This is a genomic window from Nocardia sp. NPDC058114 (genome assembly GCF_042884695.1).
GTDB lineage: Bacteria > Actinomycetota > Actinomycetes > Mycobacteriales > Mycobacteriaceae > Nocardia.
Genome location: NZ_JBHVTK010000001.1, coordinates 1120583 through 1144716 on the forward strand (window position 1 = coordinate 1120583; position 24134 = coordinate 1144716).

26 protein-coding genes are annotated in these 24134 nt (G+C 69.1%); 16 read left to right on the forward strand and 10 right to left on the reverse strand.

What is annotated here, in order from left to right; translation table 11 throughout:
• From ACFVVI_RS05095 to ACFVVI_RS05110, 4 genes are read left to right on the forward strand one after another with little or no spacing between them, the layout of a single operon-like run.
• On the forward strand, positions 1–1158 hold the full coding sequence (locus tag ACFVVI_RS05095; protein WP_379314982.1) for an acyl-CoA dehydrogenase family protein: 1158 nt from the start codon (positions 1–3) through the stop codon (positions 1156–1158).
• Positions 1155–1433: a hypothetical protein gene (locus ACFVVI_RS05100; RefSeq protein ID WP_387443319.1), complete on the forward strand. Its 279-nt coding sequence runs from the start codon at positions 1155–1157 to the stop codon at positions 1431–1433. The genes ACFVVI_RS05095 and ACFVVI_RS05100 overlap by 4 nt, the downstream gene beginning before the upstream one ends.
• 9 nt (positions 1434–1442) lie before the next feature.
• Positions 1443–2936, forward strand: a complete 1494-nt coding sequence (locus ACFVVI_RS05105; RefSeq protein ID WP_387443321.1) for a long-chain fatty acid--CoA ligase — start codon at positions 1443–1445, stop codon at positions 2934–2936.
• Positions 2933–3388 carry a MaoC family dehydratase gene (locus tag ACFVVI_RS05110; protein WP_387443324.1) on the forward strand — a complete coding sequence of 152 codons (456 nt, stop codon included), beginning with the start codon at positions 2933–2935 and terminating at the stop codon, positions 3386–3388. Before ACFVVI_RS05105 ends, ACFVVI_RS05110 begins: the two co-directional genes overlap by 4 nt.
• Positions 3389–3437: 49 nt before the next feature.
• Here the strand turns inward: ACFVVI_RS05110 and ACFVVI_RS05115 are convergent, their stop codons facing one another.
• The 3 genes from ACFVVI_RS05115 to ACFVVI_RS05125 are packed head-to-tail and all read right to left on the reverse strand — an operon-like array spanning position 3438 to position 4968.
• Positions 3438–3821: a VOC family protein gene (locus tag ACFVVI_RS05115; protein ID WP_387443326.1), complete on the reverse strand. Its 384-nt coding sequence runs from the start codon at positions 3819–3821 to the stop codon at positions 3438–3440.
• Entirely contained in the window at positions 3818–4633 is an 816-nt protein-coding gene (locus tag ACFVVI_RS05120; protein ID WP_387443328.1) for a helix-turn-helix domain-containing protein, read from the reverse strand. The genes ACFVVI_RS05115 and ACFVVI_RS05120 overlap by 4 nt, the downstream gene beginning before the upstream one ends.
• Positions 4634–4662: 29 nt before the next feature.
• On the reverse strand, positions 4663–4968 hold the full coding sequence (locus ACFVVI_RS05125; protein WP_378627478.1) for an MTH1187 family thiamine-binding protein: 306 nt from the start codon (positions 4966–4968) through the stop codon (positions 4663–4665).
• A gap of 98 nt (positions 4969–5066) precedes the next feature.
• On the opposite strand from ACFVVI_RS05125, the gene ACFVVI_RS05130 reads away from it, so the two are divergent.
• The 7 genes from ACFVVI_RS05130 (at position 5067) to ACFVVI_RS05160 (ending at position 13042) form a co-directional block, all read left to right on the forward strand.
• Positions 5067–6062, forward strand: coding sequence for a helix-turn-helix transcriptional regulator (locus ACFVVI_RS05130; RefSeq protein WP_387443330.1), 996 nt, complete (start codon positions 5067–5069; stop codon positions 6060–6062).
• Entirely contained in the window at positions 6059–7042 is a 984-nt protein-coding gene (locus ACFVVI_RS05135) for a helix-turn-helix transcriptional regulator (protein ID WP_378988048.1), read from the forward strand. The genes ACFVVI_RS05130 and ACFVVI_RS05135 overlap by 4 nt, the downstream gene beginning before the upstream one ends.
• The gene (locus ACFVVI_RS05140; protein ID WP_378988045.1) at positions 7039–8067 is read left to right on the forward strand and encodes a 2-dehydropantoate 2-reductase; all 1029 of its coding nucleotides are present in this window, start codon (positions 7039–7041) and stop codon (positions 8065–8067) included. The genes ACFVVI_RS05135 and ACFVVI_RS05140 overlap by 4 nt, the downstream gene beginning before the upstream one ends.
• 92 nt (positions 8068–8159) lie before the next feature.
• Complete coding sequence (gene tatA / locus ACFVVI_RS05145; protein ID WP_378627484.1) at positions 8160–8432, forward strand: Sec-independent protein translocase subunit TatA; 273 nt, start codon at positions 8160–8162, stop codon at positions 8430–8432.
• 110 nt (positions 8433–8542) lie between these two features.
• On the forward strand, positions 8543–9496 hold the full coding sequence (gene tatC / locus ACFVVI_RS05150) for a twin-arginine translocase subunit TatC (protein WP_378627485.1): 954 nt from the start codon (positions 8543–8545) through the stop codon (positions 9494–9496).
• A gap of 3 nt (positions 9497–9499) precedes the next feature.
• Entirely contained in the window at positions 9500–12199 is a 2700-nt protein-coding gene (locus ACFVVI_RS05155) for a DEAD/DEAH box helicase (RefSeq protein ID WP_387443333.1), read from the forward strand.
• Between the two features lie 120 nt (positions 12200–12319).
• The gene (locus ACFVVI_RS05160; RefSeq protein ID WP_387443335.1) at positions 12320–13042 is read left to right on the forward strand and encodes a DUF4333 domain-containing protein; all 723 of its coding nucleotides are present in this window, start codon (positions 12320–12322) and stop codon (positions 13040–13042) included.
• A gap of 113 nt (positions 13043–13155) precedes the next feature.
• Here ACFVVI_RS05160 and ACFVVI_RS05165 read toward each other — a convergent pair whose 3' ends face one another.
• Positions 13156–14130: a 5'-3' exonuclease H3TH domain-containing protein gene (locus tag ACFVVI_RS05165; RefSeq protein WP_387443337.1), complete on the reverse strand. Its 975-nt coding sequence runs from the start codon at positions 14128–14130 to the stop codon at positions 13156–13158.
• Between the two features lie 97 nt (positions 14131–14227).
• Here ACFVVI_RS05165 and ACFVVI_RS05170 point away from each other — a divergent pair, with 97 nt between their 5' ends.
• Positions 14228–15355, forward strand: a complete 1128-nt coding sequence (locus tag ACFVVI_RS05170) for a M24 family metallopeptidase (protein ID WP_378988032.1) — start codon at positions 14228–14230, stop codon at positions 15353–15355.
• Between the two features lie 56 nt (positions 15356–15411).
• Here the strand turns inward: ACFVVI_RS05170 and ACFVVI_RS05175 are convergent, their stop codons facing one another.
• Positions 15412–15810 carry a TIGR03618 family F420-dependent PPOX class oxidoreductase gene (locus ACFVVI_RS05175; protein ID WP_387443339.1) on the reverse strand — a complete coding sequence of 133 codons (399 nt, stop codon included), beginning with the start codon at positions 15808–15810 and terminating at the stop codon, positions 15412–15414.
• A 110-nt stretch (positions 15811–15920) separates the two neighbouring features.
• On the opposite strand from ACFVVI_RS05175, the gene ACFVVI_RS05180 reads away from it, so the two are divergent.
• From ACFVVI_RS05180 to ACFVVI_RS05190, 3 genes are all read left to right on the forward strand, one after another.
• Positions 15921–16673, forward strand: a complete 753-nt coding sequence (locus tag ACFVVI_RS05180; RefSeq protein WP_378988026.1) for an SDR family NAD(P)-dependent oxidoreductase — start codon at positions 15921–15923, stop codon at positions 16671–16673.
• On the forward strand, positions 16670–17938 hold the full coding sequence (cbiE, locus tag ACFVVI_RS05185; RefSeq protein ID WP_387443342.1) for a precorrin-6y C5,15-methyltransferase (decarboxylating) subunit CbiE: 1269 nt from the start codon (positions 16670–16672) through the stop codon (positions 17936–17938). Before ACFVVI_RS05180 ends, cbiE begins: the two co-directional genes overlap by 4 nt.
• A gap of 220 nt (positions 17939–18158) precedes the next feature.
• Entirely contained in the window at positions 18159–18911 is a 753-nt protein-coding gene (locus ACFVVI_RS05190; RefSeq protein ID WP_378988470.1) for a cobalt-precorrin-6A reductase, read from the forward strand.
• Positions 18912–18935: 24 nt separating this feature from the next.
• Here ACFVVI_RS05190 and ACFVVI_RS05195 read toward each other — a convergent pair whose 3' ends face one another.
• The 5 genes from ACFVVI_RS05195 to ACFVVI_RS05215 form a co-directional block, all read right to left on the reverse strand.
• Positions 18936–19478 carry a PadR family transcriptional regulator gene (locus ACFVVI_RS05195; RefSeq protein ID WP_378988022.1) on the reverse strand — a complete coding sequence of 181 codons (543 nt, stop codon included), beginning with the start codon at positions 19476–19478 and terminating at the stop codon, positions 18936–18938.
• A gap of 157 nt (positions 19479–19635) precedes the next feature.
• Positions 19636–20139, reverse strand: a complete 504-nt coding sequence (locus tag ACFVVI_RS05200) for a ubiquitin-like domain-containing protein (RefSeq protein WP_378988019.1) — start codon at positions 20137–20139, stop codon at positions 19636–19638.
• Between the two features lie 277 nt (positions 20140–20416).
• Positions 20417–22018 (reverse strand): precorrin-3B C(17)-methyltransferase, encoded by a 1602-nt coding sequence (cobJ, locus tag ACFVVI_RS05205; RefSeq protein ID WP_387444461.1) that lies wholly within the window; start codon positions 22016–22018, stop codon positions 20417–20419.
• A 5-nt stretch (positions 22019–22023) separates the two neighbouring features.
• Positions 22024–22659: a precorrin-8X methylmutase gene (locus ACFVVI_RS05210; RefSeq protein ID WP_387443344.1), complete on the reverse strand. Its 636-nt coding sequence runs from the start codon at positions 22657–22659 to the stop codon at positions 22024–22026.
• A gap of 43 nt (positions 22660–22702) precedes the next feature.
• A complete protein-coding gene (locus ACFVVI_RS05215; RefSeq protein ID WP_378988015.1) occupies positions 22703–23140 on the reverse strand; it encodes an Lrp/AsnC family transcriptional regulator in 438 nt (145 codons plus the stop codon).
• A gap of 129 nt (positions 23141–23269) precedes the next feature.
• On the opposite strand from ACFVVI_RS05215, the gene ddaH reads away from it, so the two are divergent.
• Entirely contained in the window at positions 23270–24133 is an 864-nt protein-coding gene (ddaH, locus tag ACFVVI_RS05220; protein WP_387443346.1) for a dimethylargininase, read from the forward strand.
• The last annotated feature ends 1 nt before the right edge of the window (position 24134 follow it).

Sequence of the window (24134 nt, forward strand, 5' to 3'; positions counted from 1 at the left end):
ATGCAGAGAACAGTTTTCACCGACGAGCACGCAGCATTCCGCAAGACCGTGCGGGCGTTCATCGAATCGAAGGTCTCGCCGGTCTACGACCAGTGGTACGAGGCGGGCATCGTGCCGCGCGAGTTCTACGCCGAGCTGGCCGGCCTCGGGGTGTTCGGGATCGAGGTGCCCGAGCAGTACGGAGGCGCCGGCATCGAATCGTTCAAGTTCCAGGCGATCCTGCTGGAGGAAACCACCCGCGCCGGTGTGTCTTTCGGCGGCTCCGGCGTGCACGTGGGCCTGTGTCTGCCATATCTGAAGAACCTCGCGACCGACGAACAGAAGCAGCGCTGGCTGCCGGGATTCGTCTCGGGCGAGATCATGTTCGCGATCGCGATGACCGAGCCCGGCACCGGATCCGACCTCGCCGGAATGCGCACCACCGCACAGCTGTCCGAGGACGGCACGCACTATGTGCTCAACGGGTCGAAGACCTTCATCACCGGCGGTGTGCACGCCGACCGGGTGATCGTCTGCGCACGGACCGCTCCGCCGTCGGAAACGGATCGCCGCCACGGGATCTCGCTGCTCGTGGTCGATACGAAGTCGCCGGGGTACGCGGTGGGACGCAAGCTGGACAAGCTGGGTCTGAAGGTTTCCGACACCGCCGAGCTGTCCTTCACCGACGTGCGGGTTCCGGTGTCGGACCTGCTGGGGGAGGCGAACAAGGGGTTCAGCTACCTGGGCCGGAATCTGCCGCAGGAACGGCTCTCGATCGCCCTCGGCGCCTATGCCCAGGCCAAGGCGGCGATCCGGTTCACTCTCGAGTACACCAGGGGCCGTGACGTTTTCGGCAGGCCGGTCGCGCAGTTCCAGAACACCAAGTTCGAACTGGCCGCTTGCCAGGCCGAGGTCGATGCCGCCGAGGCGGTCGTCGACCGGGCGCTGGAGGCCCTCGACCGCGAGGAACTCACCGCCGCCGACGCGGCCTCGGCCAAACTGTTCTGCTCCGAGGTGGCCTCGCGAGTGATCGACCGCTGCCTGCAACTGCACGGCGGCTACGGCTACATCAACGAGTACCCGGTGGCCCGCCTGTACGCCGACAACCGGGTCAACCGGATCTACGGGGGCACCAGCGAGGTGATGAAGATGATCATCGCCAAGGACATGGGCTTGTGACCGGCACCGCGTATCTGGTCGACGGCGTGCGGACGCCGTTCGGCCGGTACGGGGGCGCGCCGGCCGAGGTTCAACCCGATGACCTTGCCGCACAAGCGATCACGGCCCTGGTGCAGCGGCTGCCGAGCATGGATTTCGGTGCAGTCGACGATGTGGCGCGGTTGTCGTCGATCGTGACGAGCATCCGTGACCGGTGCGGTGTTCGCCCCCGGTTGCCATCGCATCCAGCCCCGCCTTGTGCGGTGGCCACTGCTTTCCGCCAACGTTGTCGTTAGGAACCACCCGTGAACGCCACACTTTCCCTGGCGAGCATCCTCGCCGAACCCGCCCGCCGCCGCCCGCGTCACCTCGCGCTGATCGAGGGTGAGCACCGCATCACCTTCGCCGATCTGTGGCGCGAAGCCCGCGAACAGGCCGGCGCCCTGATCGCGCACGGTGTGCAACCCGGCGACCGGGTAGCGCTGCTGTGTCCCAATACCGTCGACTTCCCGCGCGCCTATTTCGCCATCCTCGCCGCGGGCGCGACGGTGGTGCCCGTCCATCTGCTGCTCACCGCGCCGGAGATGGAATACGTGCTGCGTGACAGCGGTGCCTCGCTGCTGATCTGTCATCCGATGGTCGCGGCGACCGGGAGCGAAGCGGCGAGGAACGTGGGCATCGATGTGGTGGCGCCCGAAGAGCTTGCCGGCACGGCGATCTCGAACTTCGTCTCGCGTGGCCCGCTCGATACGGCGGTCGTCTTCTACACCAGCGGCACCACCGGTACACCCAAGGGCGCCGAGCTCAGCCATCTCAACATGGTGATGTGCGCGACGGTGAACACCTTCGACGCCAACGAGATCCACCGCGACGACATCGCCCTCGGCGCGCTGCCGCTGTTCCACGTGTTCGGGCAGACGGTATCGATGAATTCGCAGTGGCGGGTGGGCGGCACCCTGGTGCTGATGCCGAGATTCGACGCGGCCGCGGCGGTGTCGCTGATGGCGGCCGAGCGGGTCAACCTGTTCCACGGCGTGCCCACCATGTATCTGTCGTTGATCGAAGCGGCGGGTTCGGCGCCGGTACTGCCCGAGCTGAAACTCTGTATCAGCGGTGGCGCAGCGCTGCCCGTCGCCGTGCTCGAGGAATTCGAGCGGAACTTCCACGCGCCGGTACTCGAGGGCTATGGCCTGTCGGAGACCTCGCCGACCGCCGCGGTGAACCAGCCGTGCTTCGGTACCGAGGCCGGCACCGTCGGACATCCGGTGTGGGGCGTCGACGTGGAGATCGCCGATCCCGCGATCGCCGACCGCATCGAACTGCTGCCGGTCGGCGACGTGGGCGAGGTGGTGGTGCGCGGGCACAACGTGTTCAGCGGCTACACCGGCAGGCCGGAAGCCACCGCCGCGGTCGTGGTCGACGGCTGGTTCCGGACCGGTGACCTCGGCACGAGGGACGACACCGGTCGGGTGCGCATCGTCGACCGGATCAAGGAGATGATCCTGCGCGGCGGATTCAATGTGTATCCGACCGAGGTCGAAGCGGCCCTAATACGGCACCCGCGGATCGCGCAGGTGGCGGTGATCGGTGTGCCCGACCCCCATTACGGTGAGGAGGTCGTGGCGGTCGTCGTGCCCGAGGGCGCGCTGACCGAGCGGGAAGTGATCGACTTCGCCAAGCAGCAGGTCGCGAAGTACAAGTACCCGCGCCGCGTCGAATTCATGACCGAGCTACCCCTCGGCCCCACCCATAAAGTTCTCAAACGCGCACTGCGCCAACGTTTCGGAGGAACGGCATGACCACGGATTTCGCTGATGTCGACGCGCTGCGGGCGGCGGTCGGCACCGAACTCGGCCCCAGCGACTGGATCACCGTCGACCAGCGTCGCATCGACCTGTTCGCCGAGGCCACCGACGATCACCAGTGGATCCACGTCGACGCCGAGCGCGCCGCCGCGGGCCCCTACGGAACCACCATCGCCCACGGCTTCCTCACCCTGTCGCTGGTCGTGCCGATGACCCAGCAGATCATGACCGTCAGCGCGGCGAAGGCAGGCATCAACTACGGCCTCGACCGAGTCCGCTTCCTCACTCCCGTCCCGGTCGACAGCCGTATTCGCGCCCACCTCACGCTCACCGAGGTCACCGAGGTCACCGGCGGCGTCCAAGTCCACCGCCATGTCACCGTCGAGCTCGAAAACGCCGACCGCCCAGCGTGTGTGGCCGACTCGATCGCCCGCTGCATGCTGTGAGATCCGGCTGTGGCGAGGGCACCCGCACTCGCCACAGCGGCCCGGTGGCCTATCGCAGTTCGCCGCTGAGGACCCAGAGGTGCCCGAAGGGGTCCTTCACCCTGCCCTGTCGCTTGCCGTAGGGACGGTTGTCGACGGGGATCACGACCTCGGCTCCGTGCTGGGCCATCCGCTGCGCTGTCGCGTCGGGATCGGCGACAGTGAGCACGAGCAGTACCGGCGAGCCACCCACCGATTCCGGGTCGGCCCACCCCCACTCCTCGGCACTGTGTGCCAGCGCGAACACGACGGAGCCGAGCGTGAGTTCGGCGTGGTGCACCACCGCGTCCTCGGCGACGCGCAGACTCACCTCGGCTCCGAGCGCCCGGGTGTAGAAGGTGATCGCGGCGTCCGCGTCGGAGACCAGCAGCTTCGGGACCAGTTGGCTGTTCATGTTTCCCATGGTCGTGGAGCAGGGCGTTGCCTGCCTTGTAGATTTCGGCCCTCTTCCGCGAGCCAGTCGGTCGGCGTGGTGTTCATGAGGTCGCGGAACTCGCGCACGAGGTGGCTCTGATCGTGGTAGCCCGACTCGGCCGCCACCTGGGCCCAGGACGTTGCGCCCGTGCCTGCGCGGTGGACCGCGCACTCGAGGCGGGCCACGCGGGAGGCGAATTTCGGGGTGACCCCCAGCGAGCGTCGCATCACCTCGCGCAGACGCCGGGCGCTCAGGTGTACGTGGTCGGCGAGATCGTCGACCGACGCCGTTCCACCACCGGCTCTGATCAGATCCAGCGCGCGCAGGGCGTGGTCGGCGGTGGTGTCGTACCCGGCCCGGTTCAGCTGGTCGAGCAGCCGAATGCGCAGAACAGCCTCGCGTCGAGCGGCCGGGTGCTCCACCAACTCCTCGCACATCGAACGCACCCACGGCAGTACGGCGTCGGCGATCACACCGCCCGCGTCCACTTCACTGAGCGGCATGCCGATCAGGCGGCGCAGGGCCGACGCCGACAACTCGACATAAGCTGTCGGCTGCCGCGGCAGCAGGGTGGTGACCGGCGTCGCGAGCCCCGGCCGCATCAAGCCGGCCACGACAGCCTGCGTGCGCAAGGTCTGTCCGCCGTAGTCGACCTCGAGCGGAGCCCCGAGACCGACAACGAGTCGAGCCGACAAGGTGGGGACGGCCCGATGTGCCCGAGCGGGGCCGACGTGCTCGCTGATCGACACCACGCCGATGCCCGCGGCACGGCATGCCGGACGGAGGTTCACCCTCGCATTCTCGCACCCGTGGGCGTCGGCTACCCGTCGGCGAGATAGCGCTCGACCGTGTCGACCTTGCTGTGCAGCGCGTCGGTGACCCCGGGTCGGATATCGGCCTTGAGGACCAGGCTGCAGCGGGGTGCGGTGACCAGGATGGCGTCGGTGGCGGCTTTGATCACTGCCATCACCTCGTCCCATTCGCCCTCGAGGGTGGTGAACATCGCGTCGGTGCGGTTCGGCAGGCCGGAAGCGCGGACCACCCGGACGGCCGCGGCGACCGCTTCGCCGACCGAGCCGTCGTGGTGGGCGGAACCGCTGGGCGCAACGGAGAAGGCGACGAGCATCGTGATCCTTTCGGCGGGTGGGTCCCATGGTCGCGGGACCGTGGCCCAAGTGTGCGCCGACGCGCGGGGGAGCGGGCGCGACCATTACCCTCTATCGAGTGGCGATATCCAAGGTCGAGCGGCTGATGAATCTGGTCATCGCGCTGCTGTCGACCAGGCAGTTCCTGAGCGCGGAACGTATTCGCGCCAGCGTGGCCGGTTACGAGGACTCCGCGACCGACGAGGCGTTCAGCCGGATGTTCGAGCGCGACAAGAACGAACTGCGCGATCTGGGCATCCCGTTGGAAGTCGGTCCGGTGGGACGGTTCTCGACACTCGAGGGGTACCGGATCAACCGGGACGCCTACGAGTTGCCCGATATCGACCTGTCCAGCGAGGAAGCCGCGGCGGTCGCCGTCGCGGTGCAGATGTGGGCCTCACCGGAATTGGCGGGCGCGGCCGAGGGCGCGCTGCTGAAGCTGCGTGCGGCCGGGGTCACCGTCGAGACCGACAACGTCGGGGTGTCGGTGCCCGCGGTGCCCGCCCGCACCCGAGGGTCGGAGCCGGTGTTGCGGGAACTCCTCGCGGCGATCGACGCGGGGCAGGCGGTGCGGTTCGGCCACCACAGCGCCGTCACCGATCCGTTCGTGACCCGCGATGTCGAACCGTGGGGGGTGGTCACCCGGCACGGGCGCTGGTATCTGGTCGGCCACGACCGCGAACGTGATGCCGTTCGCACGTTCCGGCTCTCGCGGATCGGTGGACAGGTGCGGCCGTACGGTCCGGCCGACGCGGTCCACAAGCCCGCGCACACCGATCTGCGCGCGATCGTCGACCGGGTCACCGGCGACGCTCCCGTCACCGGGTCGGCCACCGTATGGGTCGCCAAGGGTCGCGGTCGCGAATTGCGCCGCATCGGCACCGAAGTCGACACCCGTGACCTGGGCGGACGTCCCGGCTCGGTGCTCGCGGTACCGGTCCGATCCCGCGACTGGGTGGCCCGGCTGATCACCGGCCTCGGTCCCGATGTTCTCGTTCTGGAACCACCGGAACTGCGCGCCGACGTGATGAACCGGCTACGGTCGGTACTCGACCACACGGAGGTCACGTCGTGAGTTCGCGTCTGTCCCTACGCCTTTCGCGCCTGCTGAACATGGTGCCGTACCTGCTCGCGCACCCGGGTATCAGCGCGGCCGAGGCCGCCGCCGAACTGGGTGTCACCACCAAACAGCTGATGAGCGACCTCAATCAGCTGTGGATGTGCGGATTGCCGGGCTACGGTCCCGGCGATCTGATCGACCTGTCGTTCTCCGAGGAGAGCATCGAGGTCACCTTCTCGGCCGGGATCGAACGGCCGCTACGGCTGACCTCCACCGAGGCCACCGCGCTGCTGGTGGCGCTGCGCTCGATCGTGGAGATGCCGGGCATGGTCGATCCGACCGCCGCGCACGCCGCCATCGCCAAGATCGAATCGGCGATCGCCAGCACCGACGCCGTCGTCACCGGCAAACCGGTCGATGTCCCCGTCGAGAAGCCGGTGGTCGCGACCGTGCGCGCCGCGCTCGCCGACGCGCGGGCCCTGCGCCTGGTCTACTACTCCGCCAGCCGCGACGAGGTGTCCGAACGTATCGTCGACCCGATTCGCGTGGTGCTGGTCGACAACAACAGCTACCTGCAGGCCTGGTGCAGGCAGGCCGAAGGCGTTCGCCTGTTCCGGTTCGATCGGATCGAGGACGCCACCGAACTCGACGAACCCGCTCGCGCGCCGAGTCACGCCGCCAACGACGCCGCGGCACTCGACCTGTTCCAGGACGACCCCGACGTGCCGCTGGCCCGGCTCCGGATCCGCGCCGACTACGCCTGGGTGCTCGACCAGTACCCCATGCACCGCATCGAATCGCGCGCCGACGGCAGCATCGAGGCGGGCATGCGCTTCGCGTCACCGGATTGGATGGCTCGGCTGCTGCTCGGCTTCGGCACCGGCGTCACCGTGCTCGGGCCACCCGAACTGGTGGCGGCGGTGCGCCTGCGCGCCGACGCCGCCCTGGCCGCCTACGCGGCCGCCGGACTGGTGGGGGAGACCGAACCCGCGTGAGTCAGCGAGTACTGGTCCTCGGCGCGGGCAGCGTCGGGGTTTTCATCGGCGGTCACCTGGCCGCCGCGGGTATGGAAGTGATCTTCGTCGGCCGTCAGCGGATCCTCGACGACATCGCCGAACACGGCCTGCGCCTCACCGATCTGGACGGCGGTTCGACCGAGGTGACGCCCGACCGGTTCGGCCTCGCGCTCGAGCCCGACGAACCCGAGCTGGCCGACCTGGTCCTGGTGACGGTGAAATCGGCCGACACCGCCGCCGCGGTCCGTGCCGTCGCGGGCCGATTACGCCCCGGCACGCCGGTCGTGAGCCTGCAGAACGGCATCGGCAACGCCAGTGTGATCAGAGAGATTCTGCCGACCAGCATCGCCCTGGCCGGGATGGTGATGTTCAATGTGGTGCACAGCGGTCGCGGGTGTTTCCACCGCGCCAGCGACGGCGACCTCGCGATCCAGGACGACCCGGTCGTCGACCGCTTCGCCGACCGTTTCCGGGCGGCCGGTCTGCCGCTGCGCCGCCACCGCGATCTGCGTCCGGTGCAATGGGCGAAACTGCTGCTCAATCTGAACAACCCGATCAACGCGCTGTCGGGCAAGCCGCTGCGTGAGGAACTCGCCGAGCGTGACTACCGCCGCTGCCTCGCGCTGACCCAGTCCGAAGCCCTCGCCGTGATGAACACTGCGCGAATTCGGCCCGCGCAGCTCACCCCCGTTCCACCCGAGTTGATGGTGCATTTGCTGCGCGTTCCCGACGCGGTCTTCCGGCGGGTGTTCGGGCGCGTGCTCGCCATCGATCCGCTCGCCCGTTCGTCGATGGCCGATGACCTCGCGCTCGGTCGGCGGACCGAAATCGCGTGGTTGTGCGGGGAAATCGTGCGCCTCGGCGACATGGTCGGGCACCCGACGCCGGTCAACCGGCGGTTGACGGAGCTGATCAGGATCGCCGAGTCCGGCGACACCGCCCGGTTCACCGGGAGCCGGTTGTTCGCCGAGCTGACCGGGGCGGCGGCCGCTGTCGCGGGTTGAACGCGTGGCGAACACCGCTGCGGCTCGGCGTCCACCACGCTCCGAACCCAGGTAGCATCGGTAATCACCACAGTCTTTGGAGGTATCTGATAATGGGCACGTTCAGCTGGACGCACCTGCTGATCATCGCGTTGCTGTTCGTTCTGCTCTTCGGCGCGAAGCGGCTTCCCGACGCGGCACGCGGTCTCGGCCGCTCGCTGCGGATCTTCAAGAGCGAGGTCGGGCAGATGCAGGCGGAGTCGTCGGCATCCGACGCACCGGCGGCCACCCCGGCCACCCCCGCGCCGCAGCAGCAGCTGTCCGCGTCGGCGCCGCAGGCACAGACCCCGATCGTCGAACCGCAGCAGGGCCACAAAACCCTCTGACCTCGGCCATCACCCCGGAGCGGTAGTCATCGCTCCGGGGCGAAGTGCTGTCTCGTCAGAAGTTGCCGCCGAGCATCCGCCGAACCGAGGGTTAGAGGCCACCACCCACCATGCGCATTCCGTTCGATCCCCGGCGCACCAAGCGCAGGACGAATCCCGACGGCACCATGTCGTTGGTCGAGCACCTGCAGGAACTGCGCACCCGGCTGCTGCTGGCACTGGCCGCCATCGCGGTGACCACCCTGATCGGCTTCTTCTGGTACGCGCACACCCTCTTCGGGATGGAGAGCCTGGGTGAGATCCTGCGCGGCCCCTACTGTGCGCTGCCCGAATCGGCGCGCGCCAGCCTGACCCCCGACGGCGCCTGCCGACTGCTCGCCACGGGCCCCTTCGACCAGTTCATGCTCCGGTTGAAGGTCGGATTCACCGCCGGTGTGGTGATCGCGACCCCGTTCTGGCTGTACCAGCTGTGGGCGTTCATCACCCCGGGGCTGTACGCGAAGGAACGCAAGCTCGCGGTCGGGTTCGTGGTGACCGGTTCGGTGCTGTTCGTGACGGGTGCCGTGCTCGCCTACGTGGTGGTCTCGCACGCGTTGTCGTTCCTGATGACCATCGGCGACAACGTCCAGATCACCGCGCTCAGCGGTAATCAGTACTTCGGTTTCATCATCCAGCTGCTGATCATCTTCGGCGTCAGTTTCGAGACGCCGTTGATCATCATCGGGCTGAACCTGGTCGGCGTGCTGCCCTACACCAAGCTCAAGGCGTGGCGGCGCGGGATGATCTTCGGTCTGTTCGTCTTCGCCGCGATCGTCACACCGCAGGACCCGTTCTCGATGCTGGCGCTGGCGATCGCGCTGACCGTGCTGTTCGAGTTCGCCGTGCAGTTCGCGCGGTTCAGTGACGCGCGCAAGGCCCGCCGGGAAGAGAAGGAGGGCTGGGGCACGCTCGACGACGAACAGGCCTCTCCGCTCGAGACCCCCGAGCCGGTGGCGTCCGCCGATCCGGTGAGCGAGCCGGAGAAAACCGCGCGCCCGGTGTCGGACTACTCCGATACGCTCTGAGGGGTGACCGACACTCCGGGGCTGCCCAGCGAACTGGCGAAATTCGCCGGTGAAATCTCGTTCGATCTGGACCCCTTCCAGAGCACCGCGTGCGCGGCGCTGGAAGACGGGCACAGCGTGCTCGTGTGCGCCCCGACCGGAGCGGGCAAGACGATCGTCGGTGAGTTCGCCGTGCACATGGCGCTGGCCTCGGGCGGAAAGTGCTTCTACACCACGCCGATCAAGGCGCTGTCGAATCAGAAGTTCGCCGATCTCACCGCCCGCCACGGCCGCGACAGTGTCGGCCTGCTCACCGGTGACCAGTCGATCAACCCCGGCGCGCCGGTGGTCGTGATGACCACCGAGGTGCTGCGCAACATGCTCTACGCGTCCTCGGACTCGCTGCACGGTCTGTCCTACGTGGTGATGGACGAGGTGCACTACCTGGCCGACCGGTTCCGGGGCGCGGTGTGGGAGGAAGTGATCCTGCACCTGCCACCGGATGTGCGGCTGGTGAGCCTGTCGGCGACGGTATCCAACGCCGAGGAGTTCGGCGCCTGGATGGAAACCGTGCGCGGCGACACCGCGGTGGTGGTCGACGAGACCAGGCCGGTGCCGCTGTGGCAGCACGTGATGGTCGGCCGGCGGATGTTCGACCTGTTCGACACCAAGTCCAGCGACCACAAGGTCGTGGTCGACGAAGACCTCGTGCGGTTCATCCGCCAGCGTGAGAGCGCCGACCGGATGCACGGCTACGGCGGTCCGCGCGGACGGGGTGGACGCGGCGGCAATTTCCGCCCGTTGCCGCGACCGGATGTCCTGGCGCGCCTCGACGAGGAAAACCTGCTGCCCGCGATCACCTTCATCTTCAGCCGCGCGGGCTGCGACGGCGCGCTGGCCCAGTGCCTGCGCGCCCGCCTCGATCTGAGCCGTCCCGGCGAGGCCGCACAGATCGACGAGATCATCGAGAAGCACACCGGTGACCTGCCCAAGGGCGATCTGGAGGTCCTCGGCTACTGGGAGTGGCGCGAGGCGCTGCAGCGCGGCCTGGCCGCCCACCACGCCGGCATGCTGCCCGCGTTCCGGCACACCGTCGAGGAACTGTTCGTCAAGGGTCTGGTGCGCGCGGTGTTCGCCACCGAGACGCTGGCACTGGGCATCAACATGCCCGCCCGCACGGTGGTGCTCGAGCGGCTGGTGAAATTCAACGGCGAAACCCATGCCGAGCTCACCCCCGGCGAGTACACCCAGCTCACTGGTCGTGCGGGGAGGCGCGGTATCGACGTCGAGGGTCACGCGGTGGTGCTGTGGCAGCCCGAGGTCGACACCAGTGCGGTGGCAGGCCTCGCCTCCACCCGCACCTATCCGCTGCGCAGCTCGTTCCGGCCCGGCTACAACATGTCGATCAACCTGATCGACCGGATGGGTGCCCAGGAAGCCCGAACGCTGCTCGAACGGTCGTTCGCCCAGTTCCAGGCCGACCGGTCGGTCGTGGGGCTCGTCCGCGGGATCGAACGCAACGAGGGCGCGCTGCGCAAGCTGGAGAGTCAGCTCGGCGGCGTCGACGGCGACTTCATGGAGTATCTGTCGCTGCGCGACCGGATCAAGCAGCGTGAACGCGATATCCAGCAGCAGGGGCGGGCCGACCGGCGCGGTGCCGCGGTGAAAGCGCTGATCGGGTTGCGTCGCGGCGACGTGGTGTCCATCCCCGTGGGCAAGCGTTCCGGGCTCGCGGTGATCCTCGAACCCGACCAGACGCCCGGCGATCCGCGTCCACTGGTATTGACCGAGGACCACTGGGCCGGTCGGGTGTCCGCGGCCGATTTCCCGGAGCCCGCCGAAGCGCTCGGGCGCATGGATCTGCCGCGCCGGGTCGATCATCGGACCGCGCGCATCCGCCGCGACCTGGCCTCGGCGTTGCGCGGCACCGGAATCTCGGCCCCGCGCCGTGGCAAGCGCAACGATCGTGTTCGCGGCGGCGAAGATCGTCAGCTCTCGACGCTGCGGCGCAGTCTGCGGTCCCATCCCGCGCACAATCGTCCCGATCGGGAGCAGCTGAGCCGCACCGGCGAGCGGTATTCGCGGCTCGCCCGTGAGACCGAGACGATGCGCCAGAAAGTTGCCGCCACCACGAATTCGCTGGCGCGCACGTTCGATCGGATCGTCGGGCTGCTCGAGGAACGCGGCTTCGTCGCCCACGGTGAGGTGACCGCCGACGGCAGGCGCCTGGCCCGAATCTATGCCGAGAGCGATCTCGTGGTCGCCGAGGCCCTGCGCCAGGGTCTGTGGCGCGGACTCGGCCCGGCCGAACTCGCGGCGGTGGTGTCGGCACTGGTCTACGAATCGCGCCAGGAAACCGGCCTGCTGACGCCGGCGGGACCGACCGATCCGATCCGCCGTGCGGTCGCGGCCACCATCGAAGTGTGGTCGGATCTGCGCTCCGACGAGGTGCGACACAAACTTCCGCCCACCCGCGAACCCGATCTGGGGTTCGTCACCGGGGTCTACAAGTGGGCGCGCGGTGATGCGTTGGCCGAGGCGTTGCTGGCCAGCGGCGACCAGGGTACGACGATGTCGGCGGGCGATTTCGTGCGGTGGTGCAGGCAGGTGATCGACCTGCTCGATCAGATCCACAACACCGCCGACGACCCCGAGATCGCGTCCACCGCCGCCAAGGCGGTGCGTGCGGTACGGCGGGGTGTCGTCGCGGTGGACGCCGCGTAGTCGGCACGTCTGTGATTTGATTTCTTCGCGTACCGACCGTGAGGCGGATGTCGTGCGAATGCGGCAGGCCCGGCGCGGGGGGCTACCGTATGGACTAATGATGCGAGTGGAGGCGAGTGGATGAGCGGCCCTTACGGACCGAACAACCCCGGGGAGGGGAACAACGATCCCACCCAGCACTGGGGGGGTCAGCAGGGGGCCGGTGGCGCCGGTCCCACCCAGCACTGGGGTGGCGCGCAGCAGCCGCCACAACAGGGCGCCCAGCCCACCCAGCAGTGGAATGACCCGAACGCGCAGCAGCCACAGCAGCAGTGGGGACAACAGCCCCAGCAGCCGCAGCAGCCGTGGGGCCAGCAGCCGCAGCAGCCGACCGGGCCGCAGCAGCAGTGGGGCCAGACCCAGCCGCCGCCGCAGGACTGGAACAACCAGGCCGCCAACGCACAGCAGCAGTGGGGTCAGCCCGCGCCGCAGCAGCAGTGGGGCCAGCAGCCCGCCCCGCAACAGCAGTGGGGCCAGCAGCCGTCCTCCGGTGGCAAGAGCAAGGGCCTGATCGTCGGGCTCATCGCCGCGGGTGTGCTCGTGGTCGCCGCCGTGATCGGTCTGATCCTGGTCGTGTTCTCCTCGGACGAACTCGACAACGCGGCCGTGCAGGACGGTGTCTCGCGCGTGCTGAAGGACTCCTACGGCATCGCCGACGTCTCCGATGTCAGCTGCCCCTCCGGCCAGGCGGTGGAGGTCGACGCGACCTTCACCTGTGAGCTGAAGGTCAGTGGCGAGGCGAAGAAGGTCACCGTCAAGATCACCAAGGAAGACGGCACCTACGAGGTCGGCCGCCCCAACTAGGCGCTCGCACTGTGTTTTCCGGGCCGTCCGCGACTACGCGGGCGGCCCGGTGTCGTTTCCGGCGGCGCAGATACGACGGGCGGTGGCGCCGTCGCGAACTCGTCGCGGGCGGATCAGCCGGTGTGTGCCGCGGTCAGTGCGGTGACCAGGCGGGTGATCGGGCTCTCGGCGTTGTACTCGGCGGCCAGCGCGAGCAGCCGGTCGGGGTCAGCGGGGGTGGTGGGCAGGACGTCCGGACGCGACAGGATCACGTCGGCGTCGCGGACCACCCGCACGACCGGAGCGGCGACCTTCAGATAGTCCTGTGCGGCAACGAGTTTCGCGCGCACACCCTTGGCGATATCGGAATCGGGAGCGGCGACGGCGTCCATGAGCGCGTCGAGCGAGCCGAACCTCGTGATCAGCTGGGCGGCGGATTTGTCGCCGATGCCCGCCACGCCGGGCAGGCCGTCGGAGGCGTCGCCGCGCAGGGTCGCCATGTCGGCGTAGGCCGGTCCCGCGTTCTGTTCGGGCACACCGTATTTCGCCGAGAGTTCCGCGGGGCCGAACAGTTCCGCTTTGGCCAGACCGCGACCGACGTAGAGCACGCGGACCGGTGGGGCGGGCTCGTCGCGCACCAGCTGCAGCAGGTCGCGGTCGCCGCTGACGACGACAACCGGGTCGGTGCGCTCCCGGCTGGCGAGGGTGCCGAGCACGTCGTCGGCCTCGAGGCCTTCCGCGCCGCCGGTGGCGATGCCCGCCGCCTCGAGTACTTCGAGGATCATCTCGACCTGCGGGGTGAGCGTGTCGGGCACTTCCTCCGCGCCGGGCGCCGCGCTGGTGCTGGTGTCGAGTCGGTGCGCCTTGTAGGAGGGCACCAGGGCCACCCGGAACGGGGGCCGCCAATCGAGGTCGAGCCCGACCACGAGCCTGCTCGGCCGATGCTTGGTGACCAGCGAGGCCACCATGTCGGTGAAGCCGCGCAGCGCGTTCACCGAGCGGCCGTCCGCGCCCCTGAGCTTGTCGGGGATCGCGTAATAGGCGCGGAACCAGAGGCTGGCGCCGTCGAGGATCAACAGGGGTCCACGGGTGCTCTCGTCAGCGGTCACCCGGTGATTGTGCCCCGAACCACCGACACCGTGGCCGTGGCCGTGCCGATGGGCTTCGGTGGCTGCCCTCGGTGCGGGGCGGGTAACGTCGGATCCTATGAGCGCGCACACGGATGCCAGGTTCGCGGCGAAGGTCTACGGTCAGCGGCTGGAGCGGGCGGTCGAGTTGATGCGCGCGGCGCATCTGGACGCCTTGCTGATCACTCCGGGCCCCGACCTGCGGTACCTGATCGGTTCGGCCGCGGAATCCTTCGAGCGGCTCACCTGCCTGGTGATCCCGGCCGACGGATCCACGCCCTCGGTGATCATCCCGAAACTCGAGCTGGCCTCGCTCGCCGATTCCGCGGCGGGCGAACTCGGCCTGCAGGTGCTCGACTGGGTCGACGGCGTCGATCCGTACCAGCTGGTCCGCTCGATCCTGCACGCCGGTTCCCGCATCGCGGTCGCCGATGCCATGCCCGCGCTGCACCTGATCCCGCTCGCCGAATCGACCACCGGTCTGCCCGCCTCGGCGACGCCGGTGCTGCGCGAGTCGCGAATGATCAAGGACGAGGCCGAGATCGACGCGCTGCGCCGGGCGGGCGCGGCCATCGACCGCGTGCACGCGCGGATGGGCGAGTTCCTGCGGGCCGGTCGCACCGAGGCCGAGGTGAGCGCCGATATCACCGCCGCGATCGTCGAGGAAGGCCATACCGAGGCGGCGTTCGTCATCGTGGGCAGTGGACCGCACGGCGCCGACCCGCACCACGAGGTCTCCGATCGCGTCATCGAGCAGGGCGATGTCGTGGTCATCGACATCGGTGGCCCCGTCGAACCCGGCTACTACTCGGACTCGACCCGCACCTATGTTCTCGGCACCCCGCGCCCGGAGATCGTCGAACAGGTGGCGGTCCTGGAGGCCGCCCAGGCCGCCGCGGTCGCGGCGGTGCGGCCGGGGGTGAGCGCGGAATCCATCGACGCCGCCGCCCGCAGCGTGCTCGCCGACGCGGGCCTCGGCGACGCCTTCATCCACCGCACGGGCCACGGCATCGGCCTGTCGGTGCACGAGGAGCCCTACATCGTGGCGGGCAACGACCTGGTGCTCGAGCCGGGCATGGCGTTCAGCATCGAGCCGGGAATCTACTTCCGCGGCGAATGGGGCGCGCGGATCGAGGACATCGTGGTCGTCACAGACGACGGTGTGGAGTCGATGAACAATCGGCCGCACGGCCTGACGGTGCTGTAAGCGGCCGAGTCCGTAGCGACAAGCGCCCGCACGGGCGCTGAGCGGGGTTTCGGAGGCTATTTCAACGTGCCCGACGACAACACCCGGCGCACCTGGATCGCGACGACCACCCGTGTCGGGTTCTCGCGGGGCACCCGGTAGCGCTCGGTGTAGCGACGCACGGCTTCGGCGACGTCGGCGCTGTCGCGGAGTACCGTCGCCGGTCCTTCGAGGGTCAGCCAGCGCGGCCCATCGACCTGGCTCACCGCCGCGTAGCCGCCTCGTCCGGCATTGCGTGCCTTCACCGACGCGCCGTCGGTGATCACGCGAGCGATCCCGCTCTCCGGATCCCAGGTGAAGCCCACGGCGACCACGTGCGGGGTGCCGTCGGCGCGCAGCGTGGTGAGCGTGGCCAGATGCCGCTCGGTGACGAACGCGAGGGCAGCGGGGGACAGCTGTGTGGTGGCGGTCGGCATGCCGGAAACGGTAGCCGGGCCGACCGGCGCGTCGCTGCGCGGGTTCGCGCCGTGCACACAACAGAGGCAGGCCGGCACCGGCCGGACGGGCCGGATGACAGACTGGCGCTATGGGAATGCAGCAGAACGATGGGCCGGTGCTCGTCCTGGGCGGGCGCAGTGAGATCGGCCTCGAAGTGGCGCGCAGGCTGGCGCCCGGACGGGTGGTGATCCTGGCCGCTCGCCGTGCCGGCGCGTTGGCGGCCGAGGTCGAGCAGGTGCGCGCGGCGGGCGCGACCGCTGTGCACACCGTGGAATTCGACGCCGACGAGACCGCCACCCACGCGCCCCTGCTGGACAAACTGGCCGCCGAGCACGGTGGCATCGCGACAGCGGTGCTCGCCTTCGGCGTCCTCGGCGATCAGGATCGTGCCGAACACGACCCGGCGCACGCGGTGGCGGTCGTGCACACCGACTTCGTCGCCCAGGTCAGTGTCCTCACGACCCTGGCGACCGTGATGCGTGCGCAGGGATCCGGCCAGATCGTCGTCTTCAGCTCGATCGCGGGCGTGCGCGTGCGGCGGGCGAACTATGTCTACGGTTCGGCCAAAGCGGGCCTGGACGGCTTCGCCAGCGGCCTCGGCGACGCCCTGCACGGCACGGGCGTGCAGCTGTTGCTGGTGCGTTCGGGCTTCGTGATCGGGCGCATGACCACCGGCATGGCACCCGCGCCCCTGGCCATCACTCCCGACCAGGTCGCCGACGCCGTGGTCCGCAGTCTCGGCAAGGGCGCCACCCGGGTCGCGGTGCCCGGCCGACTTGCCATCGCCTTCTTCGTGATGCGCCTGCTCCCGCAATCGGTCTGGCGTCGGATGCCACGGTGACCGCGTCCGGCGACGCGGCGGCGGACTGGACCGGCCACCCGATCGTGGTGGCCGGCATCGGGGCCGACGGTTGGGCGGGTCTGGGGGAGAACGTCCGCCGGGAAATCGGGGACTGTGACGTGGTGTTCGGCTCCTCGCGTCAACTGGCGCTGCTCCCGGCCGGCGATATCGAGCGGGTGCCGTGGCCGACGCCGCTGCTGCCCGCCCTGCCGGAGTTGTTCGGGCGCAATGCCGGTCGCCGCATCGGCGTGCTGGCCAGCGGTGATCCGATGTTCTACGGCATCGGTGTCACCCTGGCGCGCCGGTTCGGCCCGGCGGCGCTGCGGGTGTTCCCACAGCCCTCGTCGGCGTCGCTGGCCTGCGCGCGGCTCGGGTGGCCGCTGGCCGAAACCCCGGTGGTGAGTGTGGTTGCCCGGCCATTGCCCACCGTCGTGCCCGAATTGTCCGATGGTCGGCGGATTCTCGTCCTCAGCGAAGACGAAACGACGCCGAGCAGAATCGCGGAAATGCTGTGCGACAAGGGATTCGGCGCTTCATCGCTGACGGTTCTCGAGCAACTCGGCGGCCCCGCCGAACACTGCCACACCGGCTCCGCGGCTACCTGGTCACACCCGCCCGGCGACCCGCTCAACATTGTCGCCATCGACTGCCGCGCCGATCCCGATACGCGTCGCGACACCCGATTGCCCGGTCTGGCCGACGCTGCCTTCGCCGGTGACGGCCAGCTCACCAAAGCCGAGGTTCGCGCCCTCACCGTCACCGCTCTCGCCCCCGCACCGGGGGAAATGCTGTGGGATATCGGCGGCGGGTCGGGCAGTATCGCCATCGAATGGTGCCGTACCCATCCGCTGTGCCGCGCCGTCACGTTCGAGCGGCTGCCTGCTCGCCGGGAACAAATCGCGACCAATATCACCGCCCTCGGGGTGCCGGGAATAACGATCCGCGGTGAGGTGCGCTCAGAGTTAGCCGAGGAAAATATCTCGGCTCCGGACGCCGTATTTCTCGGTGGTGGTCTCACCCAGGACGGCATGTTCGAGCAGTGCTGGCAGCGGCTGCGCCCCGGCGGCCGCCTGGTCGCCAACGCGGTCACCGCGGAATCGGAAGCGCTGCTGCTCGACTGGTCGGCGCGGTTCGGTGGAACCCTGCGCAAATTTCAGATCTATCGGGGTGAACCGCTCGGCGGGTTCACGGCCTGGCGACCGCACTTGCCGGTCGCTCAGTGGATTGTCCGAAAACCCGCTGGTCGCCGGAGTGTGGACGCTTAGCACCGATCACGGTCAGATCACGCGCAGATCACGGTGAATCCGTTCCCGCAGGGTCCGCGCGCCGTAAAAGTTTCGGACCGAACGTGTAGAACCCACGGCTCGGGGGTAGGGTCGTTGCCGTTCCGGGTAATCCCCCCGGTTCGTTTTCCACGATGGAGAGTTACATGGAGTACTCGAAGTTCGATGGTGATGCCGGCGCTGATGATTTCGGAGGGCTGTCCTGAGAGTTTTGATCCTCGGTGGCACCGGCGAAGCCAGGGAGTTGGCGCGCAGAGCGTCCGGTGAGCGTGGACTCGACATCGTGTCCTCCCTCGCTGGTCGAGTCGCCAATCCGCGGCTGCCGGTCGGTGCGGTCCGCGTGGGTGGGTTCGGTGGTGTCGAGGGCCTCCGAACCTGGCTACGCGAGAACGCGATCGACGCTGTCGTGGACGCGACCCATCCCTTCGCCGCGCAGGTGAGCGCGCACGCCGCCACCGCCGCGGCCGAGCTGGATATCCCGGCGTTGCATCTGCGCCGCCCCGAGTGGGTGCAGCGGCGCGGTGACCTGTGGACGCGCGTGCCCGATCTCGCCGCGGCGGCCGCGGCACTGACCGCGCGCGACGAACAGGTCCTGCTGACCATCGGCCGCCAGGGCGTCGGCGCGTTCGTCGGCTGCACGGGCCACGGTTTCGTCATCCGCTCCATCGATGCCCCTGAGGTCCCGCTGCCGCCGCGCGCCAAACTGTTGCTGGCGCGTGGGCCGTTCACGTTCGACGAGGAACTCGTGCTGATGTCGCGGCATCGCATCGATGTGCTGGTCACGAAGAACAGTGGCGGCGAGCAGACCGAGGCGAAGATCTTCGCTGCCCGCACCGCGGGGCTGCCGGTGATCATGATCGATCGGCCACCGCTGCCCGCGGGCGCCGTCACCGTGGCCGAGGTCGGCGACGCGGTCGAGTGGTTGCGTGAGTCCGCATCGCACCGGGTGCGCTGAACCGGGCGGCGGGGCCGAACTCCGTCAGCGCGGGTTCGGCGGCGTGAAGATGGTCGGCAGCTGGTCGAACCAGTGCAGGACCGCGCGCTCGTAGGCGATGCCGAATTCGAGGGTCGCGCGCTGGTGCGGAGCCAGGGCGGTCTCGTCTTCGTCGAGGTAGCGGTCGAGGCGATCTTGATGAATGTTCTTGTTGGCGGCGATGATCCGATCGCGATGCGCGGGATCCAGGTGCTCGCCGAAGGACAGCGTGAGCAGCAGTGGCACGCGGATGGTCTCGGCGCCGGGATCGCGCCCGATCCACTCGGCGAAGGCCTCGCGCCCGATATCGGTGATCCGGTACGGCGTGCGCTCTCTGGCGCCGCGTTCGCCTTTGGTCACCAGGCCCGCGGCGTCCATCGTGGACAGTTCGCGATAGACCTGGCTCTGGGTGATGGTCCAGAAGTCGCCGATGCGTTGCTGGGCCTGCGTGGCGAGATCCCAGCCCGACTTCGGGCCCTCGTGCAGGAACCCGAGTAGCGAGGCCGCGGTGGAGTTCAGTGGGCGGCGTCGAGTCGCGGTGTCGGTCAACGGTCAACTCCCTTCGAACTACATTCCTAAGTGGAATGTTACGCCTGGGTGCGCAGTCCACCAATAGTGCCGGTGTTGCGGCGCGTTCGCCGGACCGGGGTGCGGCGGTGGTGCTCGCGCGCTGAGCACCACCGCCGCGGTGATCGACTCGTCAGGCTCAGGCCAGCGCGAGGTTCACGATGTCACCGTCGGCCAGTTCGTAGGACGCCAGAGTGTTGGCGTCCTCGAGCTTGACCTCGCTCTCGGTGATGAGCTGCTGATCGGCCGCCGGAACGCCGGTCTGCTCCTGGATGAGGGCCTTGAGGTCCTTGACGGTCGCCGTGGTGTCGATATCGACCGCGATGGGCTCGCCGTCCAAGCCGTTGACCGTCAAGGTGATGCTGGAGGCACCCTCGGCGAGAGGCGCTCCGGGCAAGCCGGGCAATGCAGGCAGCCCGGGCGCTGCGGGTGCTGCGGGAGCCGCGGGTGCGACGGGGTCCGCCTGCGTCTGCGCTTCGGGAGCCGGCGCAGCCGGCGCTGAGGGCGCAGGCGGGGCCGGGGGAGCGGGCGCCTGGGCGGCCGCGGTGACCGGAACCGCCATGGCGGCGGCTATCAGGCCGACCGTCACACCGCGCCGTAATCGGGTACCGAGCGTGTTCTGTGCGTGGTGCTGAACTCTCATCGTGGTGAATCCTTTCATCGTCCTCGTGGGACGCGTTGGGGAATCGAACCAGGAAACGAGCTGTCAGACTGGTGTGCATGCGGGCATGCCCGCGGAACAAGTGTGCCATCGCACGGGCGTGTCGCCGGGCCTCGCGGGCGACGGGGGTTGCCGAGGATCGCGGAAGTCTCGGTCGGTCGCGGGGTCGCCGGGGTCGTCCGCGGTGCTGATTCGGCGGCCGTTCGGCCCGGGTGACGCGGGGTAGCGACCGTGCGGTTCGTGGACTGTCCGGCGCGGACTACCGGCTCGGTACCGACCCGTACCTACGCGAAGTAAAAACGCGGGTGCCTTCCGGCGTGTCGAACATGGTGGTGGTCGATGATCCGATGATCAGCAGGGTGCGCATGTCGACCTCGTCGGGATCGAGCTCACCGAGAGTGGTCACCCGGACGGATTCGGTGGGCCCGCCGACATCGCGGCCCAGCACCACCGGCGTGTGCGGCGGGCGGTGTTCGAGCAGGACCTCGCGCATGGCGCCGACCTGCCAGCGGCGCTGGGACGAGGCCGGGTTGTAGATCGCGATGGCCATATCGGCCGCCGCGACCGCCGAAAGTCGTTGTGCGACGACCTCCCACGGCTTGAGCCGATCCGACAGCGAGATCATCGCGTAGTCGTGCCCGAGCGGTGCGCCGACCCGGCTGGCCACCGCGTTGGCGGCCGTCAGGCCGGGCAGCACCCGCACCGGGACATCCTGGAACTGCGGTTCGGCCGACACCTCGAGAACGGCGGCCGCCATCGCGAAAACGCCGGGATCGCCCGAGGACACCACCGCGACGCGCGCGCCCCGCTTGGCCAGGTCCAGTGCCATCGCGGCGCGTTCGGATTCGACCTTGTTGTCGCTGGCGTGCCGTCGCTGACCCGCCCGCTCGGGGACGCGATTGATGTAGGTGGTGTACCCGACGAGGTCCGTCGCCTCCGCCAACGCGGCAGTGACCTGCGGCGTCGTCCAGTCCGCGTCGCCGGGCCCCAGACCGACGACGACGACTTCGCCCGGCGCATCCGCTGATTCATCCGGCGAGATGTCCGGACGGCCAGGCGCCGCAGCCACGGTGCCTGTGCGGTCGTCGGCGGCGGCGGTGGGCTGACGGACGGAAGCGCCGCGCGCGGGGATCACGGTGGTCGGCGTCGGACCCGGGACCAGGGTGATCGAGAAGTACGGCACGTCGGCCTCGTCGACGTCGGCCGCGGCGAGCACTCGCTGACGAGTGCTGCTCGCGCGTTCGACGTAGTACGCGTCGGCCAACCGGCCGGAATCCGAGAGTGCCTGGCGTACTCCGGGAAACGTGCGACCCAGCTTCATGATCGCGGCGGCGTCGGTCTCGCGCAGCCGCTCGGTCAGCTCCTCGACGGGCATGGTGCCGGGCAGCACCGTCAGCACTTGCTCACCCTCCACCAGTGGAGTTCCCAGCGCCGCGGAGGCCGCGCTCACCGAGGTGATGCCGGGGATGATCTCGGCCTCGAATCGATCGGCCAGCCGCCGGTGCATGTGCATGTAGGAGGAGTAGAACAGCGGATCACCGGCGGCGAGCAACGCGACGGTACGCCCCGCGGCCAGATGGGTGGCCAGCCGCGCGGCCGCCTGCTCGTAGAATTCGTCGATCGCGCCCTGGTATCCGCCGGGATGGTCGGTGGTCTCCACGGTCACCGGGTAGACCAGGTGCTCCTCGATCTGCCCGGCGCGCAGATACGGCTCCGCGATGGCGCGGGAGATGCTGCGGCCGTGCTTGGCGCTGTGGAACGCGACCACATCGGCTTCGGCGATGAGCCGGGCGGCCTTCACCGTCACCAGTTCCGGATCGCCGGGACCGAGGCCGATACCCCACAGTTTGCCGGTGCTGATCTCACTCACTCCTGTTCGCTCGCAATCGCATTCAGTGCCGACGCGGTGATCGCGCTGCCGCCGCGCCTGCCACGGACGGTCAGATACTCGATCCCGCCGAAGTCGATCAGCGCCTGCTTGGATTCGGCGGCACCGATGAACCCGACCGGGATGCCGATGATCGCCGCGGGTCGCGGCGCACCGGAGTCGAGCATGTCGAGCAGGTGGAACAGCGCGGTCGGTGCGTTGCCGATGGCCACCACCGCGCCGTCGAGCTGGTCGTGCAGCAGCTCCAGCGCCGCCACCGAGCGTGTATTGCCCAGTCGCGCGGCGAGTTCGGGCACGCGCGGGTCGGTGAGGTTGCACAGCACCGCGTTGTCGGCGGGCAGTCGCTTGCGGGTCACCCCCGAGGCGACCATATTGGCATCGCAGATGATCGGCTTTCCTGCGTGCAGCGCGGCGCGCGCGGCGGCGACCACACCGGGGGAGAAGGCGATGTCGGGGGCCAGGTCGACCTGCCCGCAGCCGTGGATCATCCGCACCGCCACCCGTTCCACATCGGCGGGAAAACCGGCGAGATCCGCCTCGGCGCGGATCGTCGCGAACGAGCGCCGATAGATCTCGGCCCCGTCGGTGAGGTAGCTGGCACGCACGTCGGACATGGCGACAACCCTAGAACCTGGGTCTGACGTGGTGTCCGGCGGCTCAGGTACGGGGGCGTTCGAGAATGCGCGACATCACCAGCGAGCTGCGGGTGCGCCCGACGCGCGCGTTCTCCCTGATCCGCTCGACCGTCACCTCGATCTCGGCCATGTCGGTGGCCATCACGTGCACGAGCGCGTCGGCCTCGCCCGCGATGGTCCACACTCCGACGACCTGTGGAATCGGTTCGAGGGTGCGGCGCAGCTCGGCCGGGGAGATGTTGTCGCGGTAGTAGACCTCGACGTAGGCCTCGGTTTTCCAGCCCAGCGCGGCCGGGTTGACCTGCGCGGTGAACCTGGTGATCTGTCCGCTCGCGACCATCTTGTCCACCCGCCGCTTCACCGCGGGCGCGGACAACCCGACCACCGAACCGATCTCCTGGAACGAGGCGCGGGCGTGGACGAGCAGCTCCGCGAGAATGCGCCGATCGATATCGTCCACGTCGCTCCTTCGTCGGCACGCAATGATTCCCCATTCTTACATCGAAATGCACAACGAATCGGTGTTCCGGGCGCAATGGGACGGCGATTACGGTCGGTGAAACCGTCCGCGCTGCCACCAGGAGTCCTGATGACCGCCGCCAGCCCCCTTCGTGTCTCAGCACCCGCGCGGACCGCCTCCCCGCGCCGTTATGTGCTGTGCCGCCCCGACCATTTCGAGGTCACCTACGCGATCAATCCGTGGATGGATCCGGCCGCTCCGGTCGATCGGGCGCGCGCGCTCGCCCAGTGGGAGATCTTGCGCGCGACCCTGGAAGCACACGGGCACACCGTGGAAACGGTGCCCGGCGAACCCGGTCTGCCGGATATGGTCTTCGCCGCGAACAGCGGCATCGTGATCGGTGGACACGCGCTCTCGGCCCGGTTCGCCCACCCCGAACGCGCCGCCGAGGGACCCGCCTTCCATCGGTGGTTCGCGGCCCGGGAACTGCGTGAGCTGGCCGCCGCGGCCGAAACCAACGAGGGGGAGGGCGATTTCGCGTTCGCCGGGCGGCGGATTCTGGCCGGTGTCGGGTTCCGCTGTTCGCTGTCGGCGCACGCGGAGGTGGAACGGTACTTCGACGTGCCGGTGGTGTCGCTCGAGCTGGTCGACCCGCGCTTCTATCACCTCGACACCGCGCTGATGGTCCTCGATGACACCACCGTGGCCTACTACCCGGCCGCGTTCAGCCCGGCCGCTCGCGAGGTGCTGACCGCCCTCTACCCCGACGCGCTCCTCGCCGACGACAACGACGCGCTCTGCTTCGGCTTGAACGGGCTCAGCGACGGCGAACACGTCTTCCTCGACCCCGGCGCCACCGGTCTCATCGCGCAGCTGCGGGCGCGGGGATTCGTCCCCGTGGCGCTGGATCTGTCCGAACTGCGCAAGGGCGGCGGCGGCGTGAAGTGCTGCGTGCTCGAGCTGCACACCCGCCGCGACACGGCCGTGGGCTAGC

Excerpts from the sequence above, each read along its gene's own strand:
- ACFVVI_RS05095 (WP_379314982.1), top strand. The coding sequence starts at position 1 with ATGCAGAGAACAGTTTTCACCGACGAGCACGCAGCATTCCGCAAGACC.
- ACFVVI_RS05110 (WP_387443324.1), top strand. The coding sequence starts at position 2,933 with ATGACCACGGATTTCGCTGATGTCGACGCGCTGCGGGCGGCGGTCGGC.
- ACFVVI_RS05115 (WP_387443326.1), bottom strand. The coding sequence starts at position 3,821 with ATGAACAGCCAACTGGTCCCGAAGCTGCTGGTCTCCGACGCGGACGCC.
- ACFVVI_RS05125 (WP_378627478.1), bottom strand. The coding sequence starts at position 4,968 with ATGCTCGTCGCCTTCTCCGTTGCGCCCAGCGGTTCCGCCCACCACGAC.
- tatA (WP_378627484.1), top strand. The coding sequence starts at position 8,160 with ATGGGCACGTTCAGCTGGACGCACCTGCTGATCATCGCGTTGCTGTTC.
- tatC (WP_378627485.1), top strand. The coding sequence starts at position 8,543 with ATGCGCATTCCGTTCGATCCCCGGCGCACCAAGCGCAGGACGAATCCC.
- ACFVVI_RS05160 (WP_387443335.1), top strand. The coding sequence starts at position 12,320 with ATGAGCGGCCCTTACGGACCGAACAACCCCGGGGAGGGGAACAACGAT.
- ACFVVI_RS05170 (WP_378988032.1), top strand. The coding sequence starts at position 14,228 with ATGAGCGCGCACACGGATGCCAGGTTCGCGGCGAAGGTCTACGGTCAG.
- ACFVVI_RS05175 (WP_387443339.1), bottom strand. The coding sequence starts at position 15,810 with ATGCCGACCGCCACCACACAGCTGTCCCCCGCTGCCCTCGCGTTCGTC.
- ACFVVI_RS05180 (WP_378988026.1), top strand. The coding sequence starts at position 15,921 with ATGGGAATGCAGCAGAACGATGGGCCGGTGCTCGTCCTGGGCGGGCGC.
- ACFVVI_RS05200 (WP_378988019.1), bottom strand. The coding sequence starts at position 20,139 with ATGAGAGTTCAGCACCACGCACAGAACACGCTCGGTACCCGATTACGG.
- ACFVVI_RS05210 (WP_387443344.1), bottom strand. The coding sequence starts at position 22,659 with ATGTCCGACGTGCGTGCCAGCTACCTCACCGACGGGGCCGAGATCTAT.
- ddaH (WP_387443346.1), top strand. The coding sequence starts at position 23,270 with ATGACCGCCGCCAGCCCCCTTCGTGTCTCAGCACCCGCGCGGACCGCC.